The sequence below is a fragment of the Pseudomonas sp. JV449 genome, from assembly GCF_032424295.1.
GTDB classification, from domain to species: Bacteria; Pseudomonadota; Gammaproteobacteria; order Pseudomonadales; family Pseudomonadaceae; genus Aquipseudomonas; species Aquipseudomonas marginalis.
Genome location: NZ_VYKD01000021.1, coordinates 1 through 19583 on the forward strand (window position 1 = coordinate 1; position 19583 = coordinate 19583).

Genomic DNA, 19583 nt, shown 5'->3' on the forward strand with positions numbered 1-19583 from the left:
TTGGTTCCGTGGCGGCCTTCGGGCCGACCATGTCGTTGGCTTTGAGCGCGTACATATCCGTTGCTGCGGTCACGGCCGCTATGGGTTCCGCCCTTACGGCGGGTCACTTTGGAAAAGCCCCAAAGTAACCAAAGGGCTCTTGCCCCACCACTCGGTACCTCGCCTAGGCTCGGTATGCCCGAACGCAGGCTTGAATCCGTGGGCCGCCGTCATGGGCCATCCTTGGCCCAGGACGGCTAACCCGGCGTCCTGCCGGGTTACCCACGGATTCAAGCCTGCGTTCGGCCAGCGTGGTTAACGGGGCGACTGAGATCAAGATCAAAAGCCAGAGCCAGAGCCAGAGCCAGAGCCAGAGCCAGAGCCAGAGCCAGATCAAAAGATTGCTGACTTCGTCAGCGGTTAAGGAAGTAGAAGCCACACCGCGCACGCTTCAATGATCAGGTCGGCTTTAAGGCCGCCTCGCTTTGGCTTTTGATCTCAAATCGCCCCGTCAAACACGCTGGCCGAACGCAGGCTTTGGAGCGTGGGTAACCCGGCAGGACGCCGGGTTAGCCGCGCTGGGCCATGGATGGCCCATCGCGGCGGCCCACGCTCCAAAGCCGGAGTGAGGGCACACCGAGCCTAGGCGAGGTGCCGAGTGTTGGGGCGAAGACCTTTTGGTTACTTTTGGGTCTTTCCAAAAGTGACCCGCTGTAAGAGCGGAACCATAGGTGGCCGTGACCGCAGCAACGGATATGTACTCCACCCCAAAAAAAGCGGTCGGCCCAAAGGCCGCCACGGAACCAAGCGCCCTCGCCACAGACCGCTGAAAAAAATTGTGCAGATACTTATGCCCCCGATGGCAGCAGCTCAGCTACAGATGCATCCACTGACACTGCCTCATCGGGGGCAAGTCGAACCGTCGCACCGCCCCTCCCACATTTTTAACCGTGTACCCCCGCCCTACTCCAGTTGGCTCCAACGCCAACCCCATGGCATTTGCTGCTGCCCCCCAACCGCAATTAAGTAGTAACTGTGGTCTCGCCCCACACACCACGAGGAATCTACCGAATATTCCCGCCCCCCTTGCCAGCCCTCAACCCAGGTGGGATACAAGCACCCTGACGCCACAATTAACAACGCTCCGGAGGCTCGCCATGTCCGCCCTGCCACACCCCACTTATCTCTACCGCCCAATGACCGCAGCCGACCTCCCGGCCGCCCACGATTTGTCGGTGCAACTCAAATGGCCTCACCGCCTGGAAGACTGGGCAATGTTGCAACGGGTCAGCGACGGCTTCGTGGTCATGGATGGCGAGCGGCTGATCGGCAGCGCGTTCACCTGCCCCCAGGGCGACTACGCCACCATCGGCCTGGTGATCGTCAGCAATGACTACCAGGGCCAGGGCATCGGCCGGCGCTTGATGGAGAAGGCCATTGCCGCCTGCGATACGCGCACGCCGGTCCTCAACGCCACCCTCGCCGGCGCGCCGTTGTATGCCAGCCAGGGGTTCGTCGAGTTCGGCCGGGTGCAGCAGCATCAGGGCCAGGCCTTGGTGCCCGCCCTGCCGACGCTTGCCGACGGCGAAACCTGCCGGGCGCTTAACGCCGATGATCATGCCAGCCTGCTCGCGCTGGCCAAGGCCGCCAGCGGTATGGACCGTCGTGAAGTGCTGCGTGACCTGCAGGTGGAGCACGCCGTGGGTATCGAACGCGACGGCCGGCTACGCGGCTTCGCCCTGCTGCGGCCGTTTGGGCGTGGGCGTTGCATCGGCCCGGTGGTGGCGGAAAATATCGAGCAGGCCAAGTACCTGATCGCCACCTTGCTGGCCCAGGTGCCGGACACCTTTGTGCGCATCGACATTCCCGTCGCCTGTGGCCTCAGCGACTGGCTCGAACAGGCCGGCCTGAAGAACATCGACACAGTCGCGCAAATGGCCCTGGGTACGCCGCCCCAGGCCAGCCAAGGCGTACACCCCTTTGCCCTGATCACCCAGGCGATCGGCTGACTTTTCTCCCGGAGCACTCCCCATGTCATCTCCCCGTATCCTGCTGTTGGCACGCGCCGACGGCAGCCGCGTTGCCACGTCTTTCAACAAGGCCGCCTTGAGCGCGCTGGACCCGTTCGGCGACAGCCGCCAACTTGCCTGGATGGGCGACGATGGCGTGTCCGCAGGCGTGGTGTCCTTCAGTGGCGAAGCGGTGATCGAAGATTTCCCTCACAGCGAAACGCTGGTGGTACATGCAGGCCATGTCGTGCTCAGTGCCGCGGAACAGTCCTTGGAATTGGACGTCGGCGCCAGCGCCGTCATCGGCTTGGGCACACGCCTCACGGTGCAGGCCAGTGCAGGCAGCGAATGGGCGTTCTGCGCGGTCGAGCAGGCCGATGCCCCGGTGTGCCCCGGCCTGACCCTGCTCGATCCGCACACCCTGCTCAACCCCTCCGCCGCGCCGGAACCCCAGATACTGATCGGCCCCACCCCGCAGTGCCGCGCATTCAACCTGTTCGACGATGCCGTGACCGAGCTGCGCGTCGGCATCTGGGACTCGACGCCCTACGCCCGCCACGGCCGCCCGCACAAACTGCACGAACTGATGCACCTGCTCGAAGGCCGCGTCACCCTGCAGGGCAACGAAGGTGGCGAAGTCACGGTGAATACCGGCGATACCGTGTTCGTGGCCAAAGGCGCGCCCTGCGCCTGGACCAGTACGGTGTACGTGCGCAAGGTCTACGCGGTGAAGTGACTCAGGCCTTCAACGCCTCTTCCAGAAACGTCACCAACGCCTGTACGCGCGGGCTGCGCAGTTTGCGCGACGGCACCAGCAGCAGCACCGGTGCGCTGTCAAAGCTCCAGTCCGCCAACACACGTACCAGGCTGCCGCTGGCCACGGCGTCACTCACGTCCCACTGCGAACGCAGCACCAGCCCCAAGCCTTGCTCGGCCCAACGCCGGGCAACGCTGCCATCGTTGCTCAACAACGCAGGTTCCACGCGCAGGGTCTTGCGGCTCTGGCCTTTGCGCAGGTGCCACAGGGTCACGTCCTCATCATTTTCGCGAATGCAGATGCAGCGATGGGACGCCAGCTCATCCGGCGCAGACGGCACGCCGTGGGCGTGCAGGTAGGCCGGGCTGGCGCACAACCAGCGCTCGTTTGGTGTCAGTGGCCGCGCGGTCCACAGGCTGTCATTCAGATGGCCGATGTGAACCACCGCATCACTGTCATGGCGATCGGGCCAGGGCGTCTCGCGCAAATCCAGCTGCAAACACAGCTGCGGGTGCAGTTTGGCAAACCGCGCCAACAGCGGTGCGATGCGCTGGCGGCCATAGCCAAACGGCGCCGCCACCCTCAAGGTGCCCACCAGGGTTTCATCCTTGTGCCGGAACGACTCCGGCAGCGCCTCAAGCTGCTCCAGCAACAGCGCGCTCTCCCGCGAAAACCGCTCGCCATCCGCCGTCAGGCTGAGGCGCCGCGCATCGCGATTGGCCAGGCTCAGCCCGAGCAGCGTCTCCAACTTGCGCAGGCGCATGGACAACGCCGGCGGCGACACATTCAGGGTGCGGGCGGCGGCGCTCAGCGACTCCGAGCGGGCCAGGGTCACGGCAAGGCGAAGGTCTTCGATGGAAATCATTCAATTTTACTTAATGATTGATGAATACCGATTGAACCACAGGTTAACGACAGCTGAGTAGAGTGCAGCCTGTCCCCCGCCACACGAGTTCCGCCATGTCCACGCCGATTGCTTCCCTCGACACGCCCGCCGCGCTCGTCGACATCCCGCAGATGCAGCGCAATATCCAGCGCATGCAAGACCGCATGAACAGCCTGGGCGTGCGCTTGCGCCCGCATATCAAGACCAGCAAGTGCCTGCCGGTGATCCACGCCCAGATCGCCGCCGGGGCCAGCGGTGTGACGGTGTCCACCCTCAAGGAAGCCGAGCATTGTTTCGCCGCCGGTATCCGCGATGTGTTCTACGCCGTGGCGATGGCCCCGGGCAAACTGCCCCAAGCCCTGGCCCTGCGGCGCAAAGGCTGTAACCTCAGCCTGCTCACCGACAGCGTCCCGGGCGCCGAGGCCATCGTCGCTTTCGCACAGCAGCATGACGCACGCTTCGACGTGTGGATCGAAATCGATTGCGATGGCCATCGCTCCGGCCTGGCCGCTCACGACCCGGTACTGATCGACGTCGCCCGCATCCTCAGCGAGGGCGGCCTGCACCTGCGTGGCGTGATGACCCACGCCGGCTCGAGTTACGAGCTGGACAGCCTTGAACCCCTGCAAGCGCTGGCCGAACAGGAACGCGCACTTTGCGTACGCGCCGCAGACATCCTCCGCGCAGCCGGGCTGGCGTGCCCCGAGGTCAGCATCGGCTCCACCCCCACGGCCCTCTCGGCGCTGAACCTGGACGGCGTCACCGAAGTACGCGCAGGTGTGTATGTGTTCTTCGACCTGGTCATGCGCAACATCGGCGTGTGCCAGGCCGATGAGTTGGCGTTGAGCGTACTGACCACCGTGATCGGCCATCAGCCGGACAAAGGCTGGATTATCACCGACGCCGGTTGGATGGCCATGAGCCGCGACCGTGGCACCCAGCGCCAGCGCCAGGACTTCGGTTACGGCCAAGTGTGCAGCGAAGCGGGCGACTGGATCGACGGCGCGCGGGTCACCGCTGCCAACCAGGAACACGGCATCGTCACCCTGGGCGCTGCCCACAGTGACGCGCTTGTCACGCGCTTCCCCATCGGCAGTCGGCTGCGCATCCTGCCCAACCATGCCTGTGCCACCGGCGCGCAGTTCCCGGATTATCACGCCGTGGAGGCCGATGGCAGCGTGCACACCTGGAGTCGCCTGCATGGCTGGTAATCGCATCCACTCGATTCATAGCACCCACGCGGCACCGCCGGGCGGGCACTATTCCCAGGCAGTGGCACACGGCGGCGTGCTGTATGTATCGGGGCAACTGCCGGTACGCGCCAATGGCGAGCACAGCGCCGGGCAACCGTTCGCAGTGCAAGCCTCGATTGCCTTGGATAACCTGGTGGCGATCCTCGGTGAAGCGGGCCTGAGCCCCGGCGACCTGCTCAAAGTGACGGTGTACGTGGTCGGCATAGAACACTGGCCCGCCTTTGATCAAATTTACGCGCGCTACCTGGGTGAACATAAACCGGCCCGCGCCGTGGTGCCCGTGCCGGTGTTGCACCATGGCTACCTGATCGAAATCGACGCAGTGGCCCGTACCGCACAGGAGCAGCCTGCATGAACCCGCAAAAAAGCGCTGTGCTGATCATCGGCGGCGGCATCATGGGCGCCTCGTCGGCGTTTTTCCTGCGCCGCCACGGCTGCTCGGTCACGCTGCTGGAACGCGACCAGATCGGTCAGTACGCCAGCGGTGTGAACTTCGGCAATGTGCGCCGCCAGGGCCGCTACCTGGGGCAACTGGAACTGGCCAACCGTTCGTGGGCGCTGTGGAAACGCCTGCCGGAGTTGATCGACGACGACCTGGAATTCATCCCCAGCGGCCACATGCGCGTGAGCTATCGCGAAGATGAAATCGCTGAACTGGAGGCCTACGCCGCCGCGCCGGAAGCCGCGCAACTGGACCTGAAAATCTATCGCGGCGCCGAGTTGCACCAGCGTTTCGGTTTCCTCGGCCCCGAGGTGAAAGGCGGCTCCTACGCGCCCCACGACGGCCACGCCAATCCTCGCCTGGCGGCACCGGCATTTGCCCGCGCCGCACAGCGCCTCGGGGCGCGAATCGAGGAAAAAACCGAAGTCGCCGACGTGGAAAAGGTCAACGGCCTGTTCCACGTCACCACCACCGACGGTCAGTTGTTTGTTGCCGAGCAACTGTTGATTACCGCCGGCGCCTGGGCCGCGCGCCTGTCCGAGCGCTTCGGCGAGCCGGTGCCGCTGGAGCCCAACGGCCCGCAGATGTCGGTGACGGAACCGGTGCCCTACGCCTTGCCCACCGTGATCGGCGTGTTCACCAAGATCAAGGAAGAGGTGATCTACTTCCGCCAGATCCCGCGCGGCAACATCATCATTGGCGGCGGCGCCCGCTGCACGCCGGACATGCTCAACCGACGCGCGTTTTTCAAGTCCGAGAGCCTGCTCAACCAGATGCGCCAGATGAAACGGCTATTACCAGGCGCCGAGAAACTGAACATCATCCGAGTGTGGAGCGGCATCGAAAGCTACACCCCCGACTCCCTGCCGGTGATGGGCCCTAGCGGTAGCGTGGACGGGCTGTTTTATGCCTTCGGCTTCTGCGGCCACGGCTTCCAGCTCGGCCCGGGCGTGGGGGATGTGATGGCCGAACTGATCAGCACCGGCAGCACCAGCACCTTGATCAGCCCGTTCGATATCCGGCGCTTTACCCAACCTTCGACGGTGCCGGCAAACGCCCCCACCACAGGAAAACTCATATGAGCCTCACCCGCCTGCCGGATTCAGCAGATTATCCCTTGCAGCGTTGAATAACGGCATCTTTGCGCGGGAGCCTTTTGCTAGCTTATCCGGACACCGGGCCGTGCTGTTTGCAGCACCTATTACCGCTCCAGGGAGCCAGTTGGATGACCACTCAATCTTCAAACAGCTACAGCGTTGATGCGCAAACGGCTCACCAGTTTTACATCAACGGTCGTTGGACGTTCCCGGCGATCCCGGCGACGCTGCCGGTGGTCAACCCGGCCAATGAAGCCGTGGTTGCCGAGGTGGCACGCGGGTCTGCCGAGGATGTCGACCGGGCCGTTACGGCGGCACGCGGGGCGTTCGCCGGTTGGTCTGCGACCCCGGCTGCTGCGAGAGCCCAGGTGCTGGGGAAAATCCACGAACTGATCCTTGAGCGCAAAGAGCAGTTGGCACAGGCGCTGTCCCTGGAAATGGGCGCGGCCATTGGCTTCGCGCGGGCCATGCAAGTGCCGCTGGCGGCCGAGCACGTCCGAGTCGCCCGTGACCTGCTGTCCAGCTATCGCTTCCAGACCGTGGAAGGCGGCACCGCAATCGAGCGCGAGCCCATCGGCGTGTGCGGGCTTATCACGCCGTGGAACTGGCCGCTGTATCAAATCACCGCAAAAGTCGCCCCGGCCATCGCCGCCGGCTGCACCGTGGTGTTGAAACCCAGCGAACTGTCGCCATTGAGCGCCCTGCTGTTTGCGCAACTGGTGCATGACGCCGGCCTGCCGCCTGGGGTGTTCAACCTGGTGAACGGCAGCGGTGCCGAAGTCGGCGCGGCCATGGCGGCCCACGTGGACATCGACATGATCTCCATCACCGGCTCCAACCGCGCAGGCGCGTTGGTTGCCCAAGCGGCCGCGCCGACAGTCAAGCGGGTCACCCAGGAACTGGGGGGCAAGTCGCCGAATGTGCTGCTGCCCGACGCCGACTTCGCCAAGGCTGTGCCGCTGGGGGTGATGTCGGCGTTTCGCAACGTCGGCCAGTCGTGCAGCGCGCCGACCCGCATGATCGTGCCAAGAAGCCGCCTGGCCGAAGTCGAAGCCCTGGCGGCGGCTACCGCGAATGCACTGATCGTCGGCGACCCGCAATCGGAACAGACGCAGTTGGGTCCGATCGCCAACGAAGCCCAGTTCCATCGCGTCCAAAGCATGATCCAGGCCGGCCTCGATGAGGGGGCCAAACTGGTGTGCGGTGGGCCGGGACGGGCGGCGGGTTTTGACAAGGGCTTCTATACGCGGCCGACGGTGTTTTCCGAAGTGGACAACGCCATGCGCATTGCCCAGGAGGAAATATTCGGGCCGGTGCTGTGCATCATTGCCTATGAGACGGTGGATGAAGCCGTCGCCATCGCCAACGATACGGTCTATGGGCTGGGCGCCCACGTTCAGGGGCAGGACCTTGATCTTGCGCGGGCGGTGGCGTCGCGTATACGCGCGGGCCAGGTGCACCTGAACCATCCGGCGTGGAATCCGATGGCGCCGTTTGGGGGCTACAAGCGCTCGGGGAATGGGCGGGAGTATGGGGTGCAGGGGTTTGAGGAGTATCTGGAAACCAAGGCGATTATCGGGTTTGGCGAGTGAGTGATGGGCCTTTATCAAGCTTAAAATAACTTATTGATTTTAAAGGGTTAAATTTTCACTCTAAAATCTTGAGTCTTGCATAAACAAATTTCAGGCGACCGCATTCTTGTGGTGAGCGGGCTTGTCGAATCGTCGCACCGCCCGCTCACCACAGAGAGATGTGTCAGGGTTTGAAAGGCTGTGTGGATACCTATGCCCTCTCAGCGCATCACACCTTGACGTTCTGCCGGATATTCCAGCCAAACTTCACCGGCCCACCGTCCTTGGCGCCATCGGCCTTCTGCGGCTGATAGCTGACGTCGACGGTGGCGAAGTTCAAGGCGATGCTGTCGTACAACACATCTTCGGCCGTTTCAGCGCGGGTGCTGTAGGACACCACCATGACCTCCTTCAAGGTGATCACCAGATATTCCACCGGGCTGGCTCCGCCGGCCTTGCGCACCACCAATTTGGCTTCGGGGTAATGCTTGCCGGTGGCGCAGGCCATCATCAGGTTGGGGCTGGATTTATCCAGGGGTTTGGTCAGGTTCAGGTTGGCAAAGTCGGCCTTGCCCGAACCGCCTCCCGTGCCGGAATGCATCGAGCCCGTTTGCGATAAACCCCAGCCCCAGTTGGTAATGTCGATCTCGTCACGATGGGCCTGGTCCCGCGATTCACCCTTGATATCGCCCAGTTTCAAAAACATATCGACTGCCATGTTGGCTCCTTGTCCTGTTGTGCGTCGGGAGTGACATGGGGCGCACTGTTCCCGAATCGAGACGGTGCTCACAAGATGGCAAAGCGGGATCGGGAAGTGCCTGCCTTGAAATGGCGAAACGTCCGACATTAATTTGCGCCACTACGTCTTTACCCTCTCGACTCCCCAAAAACCCAGGAGTTAAGGAATGACGACCGCCTTGTTCAACGATGGATTCCCCTCGGCCCACCGCACCACCCGCCAACGCATTGAAAGCAGCATCGACCTGCATCGACTGTTCTTCGCCATCGACAGCGACCCGGTGCTGATTGGCGCGGGCGTGGTGTATATCGATGAGGACTTCAACGTGGTCACGCTGCGTGAGTTCCAGGCGATTTGCAGTGTGCGGCCGATTAAGGTGGTGTTGCGTGAGGCGCCCCGGTATGTGGGGGCGGTGGAGTTCAAGCGGATGTTGGAGCATGAGCCGCGGGAATCGCGGTTGGTGAGTGAAGCGTTAAATACGGCGGTGACGTGTGCGGGGGCGATACTGAGTTGGATGGTGGTCTGGAGCGGAGTTGCGTTTATGCCGTTCACTGCGGGGGCAAGTGTGGTGATTTCCTTCGTCGGCAAAGCAGCTGCTGTGGCCAGCTCTGCGCAATGTCTTATCGGATTAGGCAGAACCAGTGTTGAAGCATTCAGCCCGCAGACTATTGATCGTCTCGACAGCGAGGATTGGTATCAAGCTGCAGTCGCTGTACTGGACGGTATCGCATTGCTAGGAGTCGCTACATCTGCCTTAACGACAGTAAAAACTATCAATCTAAGTACGAAAGTAACGGGAAAACCCATTCAGCAAGTGTTGAGAGGGCTTACCCGGCAAGAAAGAGTAAAGCTGAATGATGCACTGCTCAGAATCCAGGACCCGCGACTGACAACGAAACTGCTCAAACTAAAAAAAGCCGCAGGAACCACCAGCAAGCGCATCAGTGCGGCACAAATAAAACAAGCCACCATCAATCACATAAGAGATTCATTGGCTGCGACCTCAGGGTTCATGAGCAGCGCGATGTCAGGCAATGTTCGTACGCTCACTGTCGGTCTCTATGAGGAGTTCGATCAATGAAAAAGCAAAGAGCGCTAAAGGCCCTGGAGAAGTTGGGCCATGACACCAGCGTTAGCTTGCCTGACTGGAAAACGATGAGTGGGAAGGATTTTTTCTACTCTATTTTTTATATAGAAGATCCACGACCGTGGCGCAAACGTTACATGCCAGTCATCGGAGGGTGGATGCTTGCCGGGTGTTTTAGCATTGCCCTGACTGGCGTCCTGATAATGGTTACCTATCTTTCAGGAGCCCCAGAAGCTTCTACGTTGCGTAATTGGTTTTTTGGCGGAGTAGCGATAAGCGCGGTGTTTTCCATTGCGCAAATTGAAGTGCTCTACGGCCGCATCCATTGGGTCTGGATAAACGTCGCGGTCTACCTCCTTTGCCTGCTGATATCCCTACCCGCCATCCTCTGGCGCCCCAACACCTATCTCTATGCACTGGCCCTGCTCTGCCCACTTGTCGGCCTGCTCATTCTCAACAGCAACCGCTGTCGCGAACTGCGGCAAAAGTCGGTGGAGTTACGCCACAAACGCCTAGCCATTATCGCGACCCTGAAACAACAGGGCCGCTGGAAATGGTGGTGACCCTCAGGCCGCCTCGCTCCTTGCAGCCGTATGCCGATTCACCGGCACCGGCAAGCCCAGATGCCCACGAAACGTGCTGTGGCTGTACTCACTGCGAAACAACCCGCGCTCGCGCAACAACGGCAGCCCCTGGTCGGTAAACCACCCACTAAGCCGTTTGTTAAATCGAGGCGTTTCGCCTAATATCGCAAGCAACACCTTGCATAAAAACCACCAAGGCTTGCTCATCACCCAGCCCGCATATTCGAAGGAGTGGCATGCAGATGAAAGAATCCAAAGAAGTGTACGAACGCATCAGTGAACAGTTCGAGGATTTCACCGCCAGGGCCTCTCAGCGCAAGGTCGAGGTCGACACCTTCCGTAGCATGGTCGGCAATGTCGAGGGCCTGCGTATCCTGGACCTGGCCTGTGGGCATGGTTTCTTCAGTCGCCAGTTGAAGGACTGGGGGGCGGCCAAGGTGCATGGCGTGGATATTTCCGAAAACATGATTTACCAGGCGCGGCAAGCCAACGACGGTATCGCCTACGAAGTGCGGGATGTGGCGAAGATGGGCCGTATCGGCGCCTACGACATGGTGACGGCGGCCTGGCTGTTCAACTATGCCAGCAGTGTCGACGAACTGAGCAAGATGTTTCAGTCGGCCGCCGACAACCTGAAGCCCGGCGGCCAATTGGTGGCCTACACCGCCAACCCGTCGTTCGAACTGCAAAAAGGCAATTTCACTCGCTATGGGATTGAGGTGTTCGATGAAACCCCGGTCGCCGGCGGGTTTCGCTGCAACGCGCAGTTCATGTCATCGCCCCCCGCACCGTTTACCTACTATCGCTGGGAGCATGGCGTGTACGAAGAAGCCGCACGAGTAGCCGGTTTCAACCAGCTCACCTGGGTCGCCCCGCTGATCAGTGAACACAGCCGCACCTCCATGGGTGCGGGGTACTGGCAACTGTTCGAGCGCAACAGCCTGCAGATCGGTTTGACCTGCCGCAAATAATCGCGCAGTGATCGTTTCCACGCGCGTGGGAACGATCACGCCAGGGCGCCGACCGGCCGCAATCGCACCCGGATGTCCGCCCCCACCAGGCATTGCTCGATGATCGACAACGGTTGCGCCTGCCCCAGATCGGTCAAGCCATCCAACGCCAGCAACGGCCGTGCATCACTGCCCAGGAACAGCGGGGCGATGTAGACCAGCCACTCATCCACCAGGCCTGCCGCCGCAAAGGCGCCACACAATACCGGGCCGGCCTCGACCTGGACCTCGTTGCACCCCTCCTCAGCCAGGACCGTCATGACCTCTCGCAGGTCAAGCCCTTCGCCGTCCACCCCGACCTGCCGGAAACGCACACCCGCAGGTGGTGGGTGCGCCGGCTGGACGCCGGGCCCATGAAACACCAGGGTCGGTGCCGCGCCATCCAGCACATGGGCCTGGGCATCGCCCTTGAGATGCCGGTCGAGCACCACCCGCAGCGGAACGGAAAACGCCGCGTGCGGGTCGGGCAGGCGCACCGTCAGGCGCGGGTTGTCCGCCAGCAGCGTGCCACTGCCGGTGAGCACCGCGCAGGCCCGGGCGCGCCACACTTGCACATCGTCCCGGGCCTCGGGCGAGGTGATCCATTTGGATTGCCCGTTACCCAGGGCCGTGCGACCGTCCAGGCTCATGGCCAGTTTGATCCGCAACCATGGCCGCTTGCGTTCGGTACGTGAAAAAAACCCCTGGTTCAACTCGCGCGCCTCCGGACACGGCAAGTGTTCGACCAGCACACCCGCCGCCTCAAGCCGCTCAATGCCATGATGCTCATGCTGGGAGCGGTCGACACTGGCAATCACCACCCGCGCCACCCCGGCCCTGATCAACGCGTCGGCACAGGGCGGCGTGCGCCCATGCCCGCCGCACGGTTCCAGGGTGACGTAGGCGGTGGCGCCCCGCGCATCGGCGCCCGCCTCGCGCAGGGCATTGACTTCGGCGTGTGCCTGCCCCGCCCACTCGTGCCAGCCCTGGCCAAGCAGCAAGTCGCCCTTGGCGATCACGCAACCGACCCGGGGGTTGGGTGCCGTGGTAAAGGCGCCCCGGTCGGCCAGTTTCAGGGCGAGCCGCATGAAGTGCATGTCACGCGCCAGCGCCAGGCTCATGTGCGAACCAGCGCCAACAGGTACACCGCCTCACCATGCTGGCGCTCGATCACCACCAGGTCCTGCCAGGTGAAACCAAACGCTTCCAGGGTGTCGCGCACACCCTGTTCGGTGAAGAAATAACCTTGACGCTGGTTATCCATCTCGCGCCAGCCCGGCTCCGGGTTGCTCGCGTCGACGCCGAAGACGTTGAGCCCGATCAACGCGCCAGGGCGCGCGTACTGGCGGATATTGGCCAGGTAACGGTCCCATTCATCCGGATGCTGGTGATGGAAGCAGCCATTGTCGAGTACGCCGTCAAACACCTCCCCTGCCGGTGGCTGCCAATCCTGCAGGGCGCTGCACACCAGGCTGAGACGCTCGCCCCAGCGTTTGCGCAGCAGCGGCCAGCTGGAATTCTCGACGATGTCCAGGCCGGTCACCCGGTGCCCTGCCAGGATGAACTCCGAGGCATCCCGCGCACGGCCGACTCCCACGTCGAGGATATGCTGGTCCGGCGTCGGCCCCAGTGCCTCGAGGAAAACCCGGGCGGCCTTGGCCATGCCAATGTCCCAGGACCACTCATCTTCACCATGGCTGTAGCGGTGGACAAATGAGGTGTCGAGCGCCCGGCGGTACGTCGATACGTCCATGAATTGCGCTTGCTTGCTCATATCAGGCAGTCCTTGGGTCAAGAGGCGCGACGGGTGGCGATCCCGTAGATCTGGCCATCGTAGGAACTGGCCAGGAAATCATCGCTGGCCGTGCTGTGGGTGATGCAGGAGATACCACTGGCGGTGGGACGCTGTACTTGCTGCCAGGAACGGCTGGGCAAGTCGAACAGCGCGATGGTGCCGCTGTAGTTCGCGGTGGCAATCACTTCGCCGTCGGCGGAGGCACAAATGCACTTGATGGAATTGCGGTGCGGCGTGTCATAGACCTCGTCACCGGACTCCAGCCATAGGCGCAATTTCAGGTCGCGACCAATGCTGGCGAAACCGCCGTCGACCCGGCAGCAACCGTTGGAGATACGCGTGTGGGCATTTTCGATATGCCGCGCGCAACTGAAGTCGCTGATAGTGTGCAGGGCGGCGGCGGCCGAGGCGCATACGCTGAACAGGTGATGCTCGTTGGCCGCCACGCCTTTGATCGCGTTGTCGTGCATCGGGATCGACGCCACCAGCTCCAGGCTGTTATCGCCGGCGATGACAAACACCAGGCCTTCGCCGGTGTAGGTTCCGATCAATGCATGAAGCTGGCCATTGCGCTGGAACGTGGTGCCGCAATTGAGCGGCGAGCGATGTTGATACAACAGGCGCCCGCTGAGGGCGTCGAACACCTGGCCCATCTGCCCACCGGTCAGCAGCAGTGGACCGAACGGCAGCAGGAAGTTGCACAGGCTGCCGACGCCGCTCACGGGCTGGTTATCGCGAAACAGCAGGCCCGCGTCACCGATGCTGTATTGCCCGCCCTCGGTGGTCACCACGGCGTTGATGCTCACCGCCGGCTGAATGCCGTCCACGGTCCACTGATCGTGTTCATAATCCCAGGTGGCGTAGCGCGAGCCGAAGGTGGCGAACACCAAGGCGTCACTGCCGACGAACGCACAGCTGCGCGGCCAGACGATGCTCGGCAAATTGGTGCTGCGCAGGCGCTCCAGCTGCGTGCCATCGAAGCGCCAGAGGATCGCCAGGCGGTCATAACTCAAGGTCACCAGCAGCTGTTTTTCATCATTCCAGACAATGCGCTTGATCCCGGCATCGTGGGCAGGAACGGAGCGGATCTCGCCTCCATGGATGATCGAGATACGCCCTTCGTCGTCACCGGCAAACACTACGCCGGCGCGGGTAATGGCGACGGTATCGGTCTCGACGCCACCGATGTCGACTTCATCGCATTGCTCGAAGGTGCTGGTGTCCCACTGGCGCACCGTGCCGTCGTCGCTGCTGGAAATCAGGCGTTTGCCATCCGGCGACCAGACCACGGAAATCACATCGGCCTGATGCCCGCGGCAGGTGCCCTTGAGGTTGCCGTCGAGGTCGAAGAGGCGCAGTTGATGATCGCGCGAGCAGGTCGCGATTGACGCACCGTCCGGCGAGAACACCGCCATTTCCACGTCGTCGTCATGCCCCGACAGCACGGCCTTGAGGCGCATGCTCGGCACTTCCCAGACGCGGGCGGTGTAGTCGCTGCTGGCGCTCACCAGGTACTTGCCATCGGCACTGAACGCGCACTGGTTGGCCAGGTGGTCATGGCTGACGCGGTGGATCGAATGCCCGGTCTGGGCGTTCCACAGAATGACTTGGTTGTCGTAGCCGGCGGTGGCGATGAACTCACCAGCATGGGCGGCGACGCCGCTGATAGGGCCTATGTGTCTCATCGAAAAGTCCTTTTCCTGGAGAATGAAATCAAAGCTTGATGGTGTGGCTCGACTTGCTGACTTTTGATCGCAGGTAGTTGTGGTTGTGCTTGGTCAGGAACACCCCGGTCGGCACTGAGCTGACCACGTCGATCCCGCCATCGCGCAACTGCTTGACCTTGTCCGGGTTGTTGGTCAGGAGCCGGCAGCGATGCACATCCAGGGCCCGCAGCATGGCGACCGCCGGGGCGAAACTGCGCGAGTCTTCCGGGTGATTGAGCTTCACGTTGGCCTCGTAGGTGTCCATGCCGGCGTCTTGCAGCAGGTAGGTTTCGAACTTCGAATACAGGCCGATACCGCGACCTTCCTGGCGCAGGTAGATCAGGTAGCCGCCTTCGGCATCGAGCGCCTTCAGGGCTTCCTGCAGCTGCGGGCCGCAATCGCAGCGCTGGGAACCGAACACATCACCGGTGATGCATTCGGAATGCACGCGCACCAGGGGCACATCGGCATCGGGCTCACCGGCTCTGACGGCAAAGTGTTCATTGTTCTTGTCAAAGCCCTTGAACCCGTAGAAGTGGGCGTTGACCTCACCGCCAAGAATGGAGATGGGAACTTGCGTATGAAGCGTTACTGGAGTGTCCATGGCATAGCCTCTATGGAAGTGTCGCGTTCTGGCCAGAGTGGTTTTCTACCAAACGGAATCCCATGACATAGATGGGTCTTGGATAACGTCCATGTCGGCGCTGATTGCGCGCAAGATCCCTGAAGCGGGTGAAACTGCCGCCACGGGCTACCCGGTGCCTACCAACATCCAGCACCAGGTCATCGTTGATCTCAGGCCCGCCCGGATAGGCCCGATAATCGTCGGCAACGTACTCTTCCACGTTGCCGGCCATGTCCAGCGCGCCAAACATCGAGGCGCCCTCGAGGAACACCCCGACGGGTGTCGACGTGAGCAACCCCAACTCGATGGTGTTGGCGTACTCGACATTGAAGGTTTCGCCCCAGGGAAACTGAGAGCGCTGCGGCCCTGCCGCGGCGTATTCCCACTGTGCTTCGCTGGGCAGCGCAAACGCGCGCCCGGTGCGTCGGCTCAGCCATTGGGCGTAGGCGTCGGCATCCACGTCGCTGACGCTGTAGACCGGGTGGTTGGCCTGGTGCTGGGGAAAGCGGCCAAAGGCCCAGCCGGTCGGCAGGAACGGATAACCGGTATCCAGCAGGAAGGCGCGATATTCGCTGTTGGTGACCGGGTAGCGACCGATGCGAAAGCTCGCCAGGTCGACCCGATGGTTGGGGGTTTCTTTCTCGATCCAACTGCGGTCCAGGCCCAGCCCGGCGTAGGCGGTCATGACCGCGTCGACGCGCTGCGGCTCCAGGCCGATCTCGACCTGGGCGGCAGGAACGTCGCACATGGCGGGGCTGAACACGTCGATGCGCGGGTCGCCCTTGTAGCCCAGCACTTCACCGGCGGCGATACGCCGCACCAGGGGTTCGGCAACCGACTCGACCACCCGTAGCAGTTGCTCGATGGGCGCACTCATCAGCTGTCCGGTGGCGTCGGCGATTTGCCGGGTCAGTTCATATTCGACGTAAGCCTGCGGGTAGCCCATCAATACCCGATCAGACACGTTCTTTGGCAAAGGGCTCGGCAGCGTCGGCCAATGCCAACCGTATTGATTCGTCATAGGTACACCTTTATTCCGAGCGAACACATCCACGACCGAGCGCGAAACCGCTCGGCGTGTGGGGATCAGTCAGGTATCAGAGTCGGTCGAGCAGCAACCTTCGATTGGTCTCGATCATCTCGATTTCGGTGGAGTACACCTCAACCACCAGGCCATCGGGGTCTTCGAAGTACACGGCCGTGCGGACGTTGTCCGGACCGTGGTGATAACCCGGCGCGGGGCCATTGCCCTTGACCAGGGTGATGTTGTCGTCGGCAGCCACCTTGTCGGCGATGCGTTTGACATCCTCCGGCAGCGCACGAATGCCGATGTGGTAGCCCGGCGGGTAGACAAAGTCGGGATTGTGTTCGATGAAGAAGTCGAAACCATTCAACTCCATCACTACTTTGCGCGGCCCCAGGTTGTAGCAATAGTGGGCGCCGAAGATGTCGCGATAGAACGCCTGGGAGGCTTCCAGGTCGCGGGTGAGGATGTTGATATGGGTCAGTTGCGGGCGCTGGGACTCCAACGCGGCAGCCTCGATGGATACACCTTCCAGGGACCGCCACATTTTGATCGCGGCGGCGAATTTGGAGAAACCGGCCAACCAGTTTTTCACCGTGTCCGGGGATACGCCCGCGTCAGTGATCGCCAGGCCATGGGGGTAAATGAAACAGGCCGTGCGTTGCAGCAATGCCGCGTTAAGCGGATCGCCGGCAGGTTGCCCGGCGCTGCCTTCGGCAAGGCGCACGATGCTGACGGCCTTGTTGTGGTAACCATCGGCCAATGCCGCGAGCCGGGTAGTGAGGGTGTCGAGGCTGTCTGCCGCCGACACCAACAGGATAAACCCGTCGGCCTGGGGTAACTGCGCGCCCTCAACGGCCGCGCACAGTTCAAAACCGGCGGCTTTCGCGCAGGTGTTCAACGGCTCGAGAAAGCCGTTCAGACGTGCGGCCGTGTCGGAGCTGTACAAGGTAATAAAGCGCAGCATCAGGCAACCCTCCCCTCGGTACGGCGACCGATCAACAGGCTGTAGCGCCCGATAGGTTCCTGCACCACCTCAAAGCCCTGGGCAACCATCTGTTCGGCAATCCAACGGGTGGGATGCAGTTCGCCGTGCACCGTGTTGACCATCATGTGCAGGGAGAAATCCGCCGACAGCGCCGGGTGAATTTCATCGTCTTCCAGGGTCATGCTCAGCACCAGCAACGAACCGCCGTCGTTGACCAACTGGGCAGCCGAGCGGATCAGCGTGCTGGTTTCTTCGCGGGTGAAGTAGTGCAGGCAGTCATTGACCATGATCACGTCGGCGCTTTCACCTTCGTAACGGGCCAGGTCCAGCAGGTTACGTTCCTTGAACGTCAGGCGCCCCGCCAACTGGTACTTCTCGACGGTGCTTTCGGCGGACTGGCGCGTGGCGGCCAGGTCCCAGATTTCGCCCTGGACCTGAGGGTGCCGCCGAGCGATTTCGGCGATATAGGTGCCGTGTCCACCGGCCAGGTCGATGACCTTGCTGGCGGTATCGAACACTGGCAATTCCTTGAGCACATCGACCATGGGTTGACTGAAGCGCACCATCGCATCGTTGAAGGCATCACGTGCGGCAATGTCGTGTTTGAAGCGGTTCTCCTGCTGGAAATCCATGGACTCGGCGCTGCTCAGGATCTCCCCCAGGCGTGGCCAGTTCTGCCACTGCAAGCGCTGGTGGGCAATGATCGGGCCGATGAACTCGGCGCTGCGGCTGACCAGGAAACGCTCGGCCAGGGGCTGGTTGGTATAGGTGTCGGCGGACTTTTTCAACAGACCCAGGGCAACCAGGCCATTGAGAAAGATCTTGGCCTTGTTGGGCACCCAGCCCAATTGCTGGCTGATTGCGTCGGCGGTAGCCGGGCGGGTGGTTTGATCGAAGAGGTGCTGCGCTACAGCGAAGTGAAGGATGGCGGATTGTCGATACTGGTCGGAGAGTTTCACCAGGTCGACCACGCTGGACAGAGCAGTTACTTCATCAGCGTGCTCATAGATGGTCGTCGGCTTTTGCGCATTCATACAGATTCTCTTCCTTGAATGTTTTTGTCTTCGCTGACGTCGGCAAGCAATCAGTGTTTGAGACGTAGCGTGTTTTCTAACGGTCCGGAGTCGTGTGCAAATGAATGTTCAGGAGCAGCTTCCAAAAAAGCTAGCTACGATCCTAGCCCTAAGTCCTACAAAAGCAAGTCAAACCTTTTATAATTATTCGCTATTTATAATTAATTATTAATTCCTTTTATTTATTATTTTCCTGAGCGGCAAAAATGACTATGCTCATGCCCACTACCCCTTACGCAATGGATGGCGCCAAAGGTCGACGAACTCCAGTGATGCCCTCACTCCCCATGGTTACACGCGATTTATGACCTCCACACCTGCCGACGATACCCAGTCATCCACCGCCGAACGCATCCTGTTTTTGCTCAAGACCCGTGGCCCGTTGAAAACCACCGAACTGGCTTCGCTGCTGGAACTCACGTTTGAGGCGACCCGGCAACAAATCCAGAAATTGCAGGCATCGGAGTTGATCGTCGGCGTTTCGGCACCCACTTCCGGGGCCGGCCGCCCTTCGTTGAAGTGGGCGCTGACGGACACCGCACACAACAAATTCCCCGATTCCCACAGCGTGCTGACCCTGCACCTGATCGAATCCATCGAGGGGGTTTTCGGCAGTGATGGCATCGAGAAAATCATCACCAGCATGGAAGCGACCAATCGCCAGGAATACGTCCAGGCGTGTTCGCAAGCCTCGTCCCTGGAAGAAAAAGTCGCCATCCTGGTGCGCATCCGCGAACTCGCCGGCTATATGGCGCACATGGAACCCGCGGGTGAAGGTTGGCTGCTGATCGAAAACCATTGCCCGATCTGCGCTGCCGCGCGCAAATGCCAGGGTTTCTGCCGCTCGGAGTTGCAGATATTTCGTGCAGCCATGGGCGACGACACCCTTGTCGAACGTTGCGAACACCTGATCTCCGGCGACCGACGTTGCGTCTATAACATTCAACCGCGCACCTGACCGCCCCACACCAACCGCCCT

General features: G+C 61.7%; 19 protein-coding genes. 10 read left to right on the forward strand and 9 right to left on the reverse strand.

Annotated features, from left to right (window positions below; genetic code table 11):
- The first annotated feature begins 1136 nt into the window (after positions 1 to 1136).
- The gene (locus F6S08_RS20480; RefSeq protein WP_065948057.1) at positions 1137 to 1988 is read left to right on the forward strand and encodes a GNAT family N-acetyltransferase; all 852 of its coding nucleotides are present in this window, start codon (positions 1137 to 1139) and stop codon (positions 1986 to 1988) included.
- A gap of 22 nt (positions 1989 to 2010) precedes the next feature.
- Positions 2011 to 2724 (forward strand): cupin domain-containing protein, encoded by a 714-nt coding sequence (locus F6S08_RS20485; RefSeq protein WP_315872262.1) that lies wholly within the window; start codon positions 2011 to 2013, stop codon positions 2722 to 2724.
- A 1-nt stretch (position 2725) separates the two neighbouring features.
- Here F6S08_RS20485 and F6S08_RS20490 read toward each other — a convergent pair whose 3' ends face one another.
- On the reverse strand, positions 2726 to 3610 hold the full coding sequence (locus F6S08_RS20490) for a LysR family transcriptional regulator (RefSeq protein WP_065924334.1): 885 nt from the start codon (positions 3608 to 3610) through the stop codon (positions 2726 to 2728).
- 95 nt (positions 3611 to 3705) lie between these two features.
- Here F6S08_RS20490 and F6S08_RS20495 point away from each other — a divergent pair, with 95 nt between their 5' ends.
- From F6S08_RS20495 to F6S08_RS20510, 4 genes are all read left to right on the forward strand, one after another.
- A complete protein-coding gene (locus F6S08_RS20495; RefSeq protein ID WP_315872263.1) occupies positions 3706 to 4842 on the forward strand; it encodes a DSD1 family PLP-dependent enzyme in 1137 nt (378 codons plus the stop codon).
- Entirely contained in the window at positions 4832 to 5239 is a 408-nt protein-coding gene (locus tag F6S08_RS20500; protein WP_065948053.1) for a RidA family protein, read from the forward strand. The genes F6S08_RS20495 and F6S08_RS20500 overlap by 11 nt, the downstream gene beginning before the upstream one ends.
- On the forward strand, positions 5236 to 6408 hold the full coding sequence (locus tag F6S08_RS20505) for an FAD-binding oxidoreductase (protein WP_315872264.1): 1173 nt from the start codon (positions 5236 to 5238) through the stop codon (positions 6406 to 6408). Before F6S08_RS20500 ends, F6S08_RS20505 begins: the two co-directional genes overlap by 4 nt.
- A 143-nt stretch (positions 6409 to 6551) precedes the next feature.
- Positions 6552 to 8015, forward strand: a complete 1464-nt coding sequence (locus F6S08_RS20510) for an aldehyde dehydrogenase family protein (protein WP_315872265.1) — start codon at positions 6552 to 6554, stop codon at positions 8013 to 8015.
- Between the two features lie 208 nt (positions 8016 to 8223).
- Here the strand turns inward: F6S08_RS20510 and F6S08_RS20515 are convergent, their stop codons facing one another.
- Positions 8224 to 8712 (reverse strand): Hcp family type VI secretion system effector, encoded by a 489-nt coding sequence (locus F6S08_RS20515; protein ID WP_065924329.1) that lies wholly within the window; start codon positions 8710 to 8712, stop codon positions 8224 to 8226.
- Between the two features lie 187 nt (positions 8713 to 8899).
- On the opposite strand from F6S08_RS20515, the gene F6S08_RS20520 reads away from it, so the two are divergent.
- The 3 genes from F6S08_RS20520 to F6S08_RS20535 all read left to right on the forward strand — a co-directional run bounded on the left by F6S08_RS20520 (position 8900) and on the right by F6S08_RS20535 (position 11375).
- Positions 8900 to 9814: an NAD synthetase gene (locus F6S08_RS20520; RefSeq protein ID WP_315872266.1), complete on the forward strand. Its 915-nt coding sequence runs from the start codon at positions 8900 to 8902 to the stop codon at positions 9812 to 9814.
- Entirely contained in the window at positions 9811 to 10383 is a 573-nt protein-coding gene (locus F6S08_RS20525; RefSeq protein ID WP_315872267.1) for a hypothetical protein, read from the forward strand. Before F6S08_RS20520 ends, F6S08_RS20525 begins: the two co-directional genes overlap by 4 nt.
- Positions 10384 to 10646: 263 nt before the next feature.
- Positions 10647 to 11375, forward strand: coding sequence for a class I SAM-dependent methyltransferase (locus tag F6S08_RS20535; RefSeq protein WP_315872268.1), 729 nt, complete (start codon positions 10647 to 10649; stop codon positions 11373 to 11375).
- Positions 11376 to 11410: 35 nt separating this feature from the next.
- On the opposite strand, the gene ribD is transcribed toward F6S08_RS20535, so the two are convergent.
- The 7 genes from ribD to F6S08_RS20570 form a co-directional block, all read right to left on the reverse strand.
- Entirely contained in the window at positions 11411 to 12514 is a 1104-nt protein-coding gene (gene ribD, locus F6S08_RS20540; RefSeq protein ID WP_315872269.1) for a bifunctional diaminohydroxyphosphoribosylaminopyrimidine deaminase/5-amino-6-(5-phosphoribosylamino)uracil reductase RibD, read from the reverse strand.
- Positions 12511 to 13167 (reverse strand): SAM-dependent methyltransferase, encoded by a 657-nt coding sequence (locus F6S08_RS20545; RefSeq protein WP_065948047.1) that lies wholly within the window; start codon positions 13165 to 13167, stop codon positions 12511 to 12513. Before F6S08_RS20545 ends, ribD begins: the two co-directional genes overlap by 4 nt.
- A gap of 17 nt (positions 13168 to 13184) precedes the next feature.
- Complete coding sequence (locus F6S08_RS20550) at positions 13185 to 14873, reverse strand: WD40 repeat domain-containing protein (protein WP_065927310.1); 1689 nt, start codon at positions 14871 to 14873, stop codon at positions 13185 to 13187.
- A gap of 28 nt (positions 14874 to 14901) precedes the next feature.
- Entirely contained in the window at positions 14902 to 15498 is a 597-nt protein-coding gene (gene ribA, locus F6S08_RS20555) for a GTP cyclohydrolase II RibA (RefSeq protein ID WP_027607438.1), read from the reverse strand.
- A 10-nt stretch (positions 15499 to 15508) separates the two neighbouring features.
- Positions 15509 to 16540 (reverse strand): formylglycine-generating enzyme family protein, encoded by a 1032-nt coding sequence (locus F6S08_RS20560; RefSeq protein ID WP_027607437.1) that lies wholly within the window; start codon positions 16538 to 16540, stop codon positions 15509 to 15511.
- A 76-nt stretch (positions 16541 to 16616) separates the two neighbouring features.
- Positions 16617 to 17510: a VOC family protein gene (locus F6S08_RS20565; RefSeq protein WP_065927308.1), complete on the reverse strand. Its 894-nt coding sequence runs from the start codon at positions 17508 to 17510 to the stop codon at positions 16617 to 16619.
- Positions 17510 to 18565: a class I SAM-dependent methyltransferase gene (locus F6S08_RS20570; RefSeq protein WP_065927307.1), complete on the reverse strand. Its 1056-nt coding sequence runs from the start codon at positions 18563 to 18565 to the stop codon at positions 17510 to 17512. The genes F6S08_RS20565 and F6S08_RS20570 overlap by 1 nt, the downstream gene beginning before the upstream one ends.
- Before the next feature lie 343 nt (positions 18566 to 18908).
- Here F6S08_RS20570 and F6S08_RS20575 point away from each other — a divergent pair, with 343 nt between their 5' ends.
- The gene (locus F6S08_RS20575) at positions 18909 to 19562 is read left to right on the forward strand and encodes a metalloregulator ArsR/SmtB family transcription factor (RefSeq protein ID WP_315872270.1); all 654 of its coding nucleotides are present in this window, start codon (positions 18909 to 18911) and stop codon (positions 19560 to 19562) included.
- Positions 19563 to 19583: the final 21 nt, after the last annotated feature.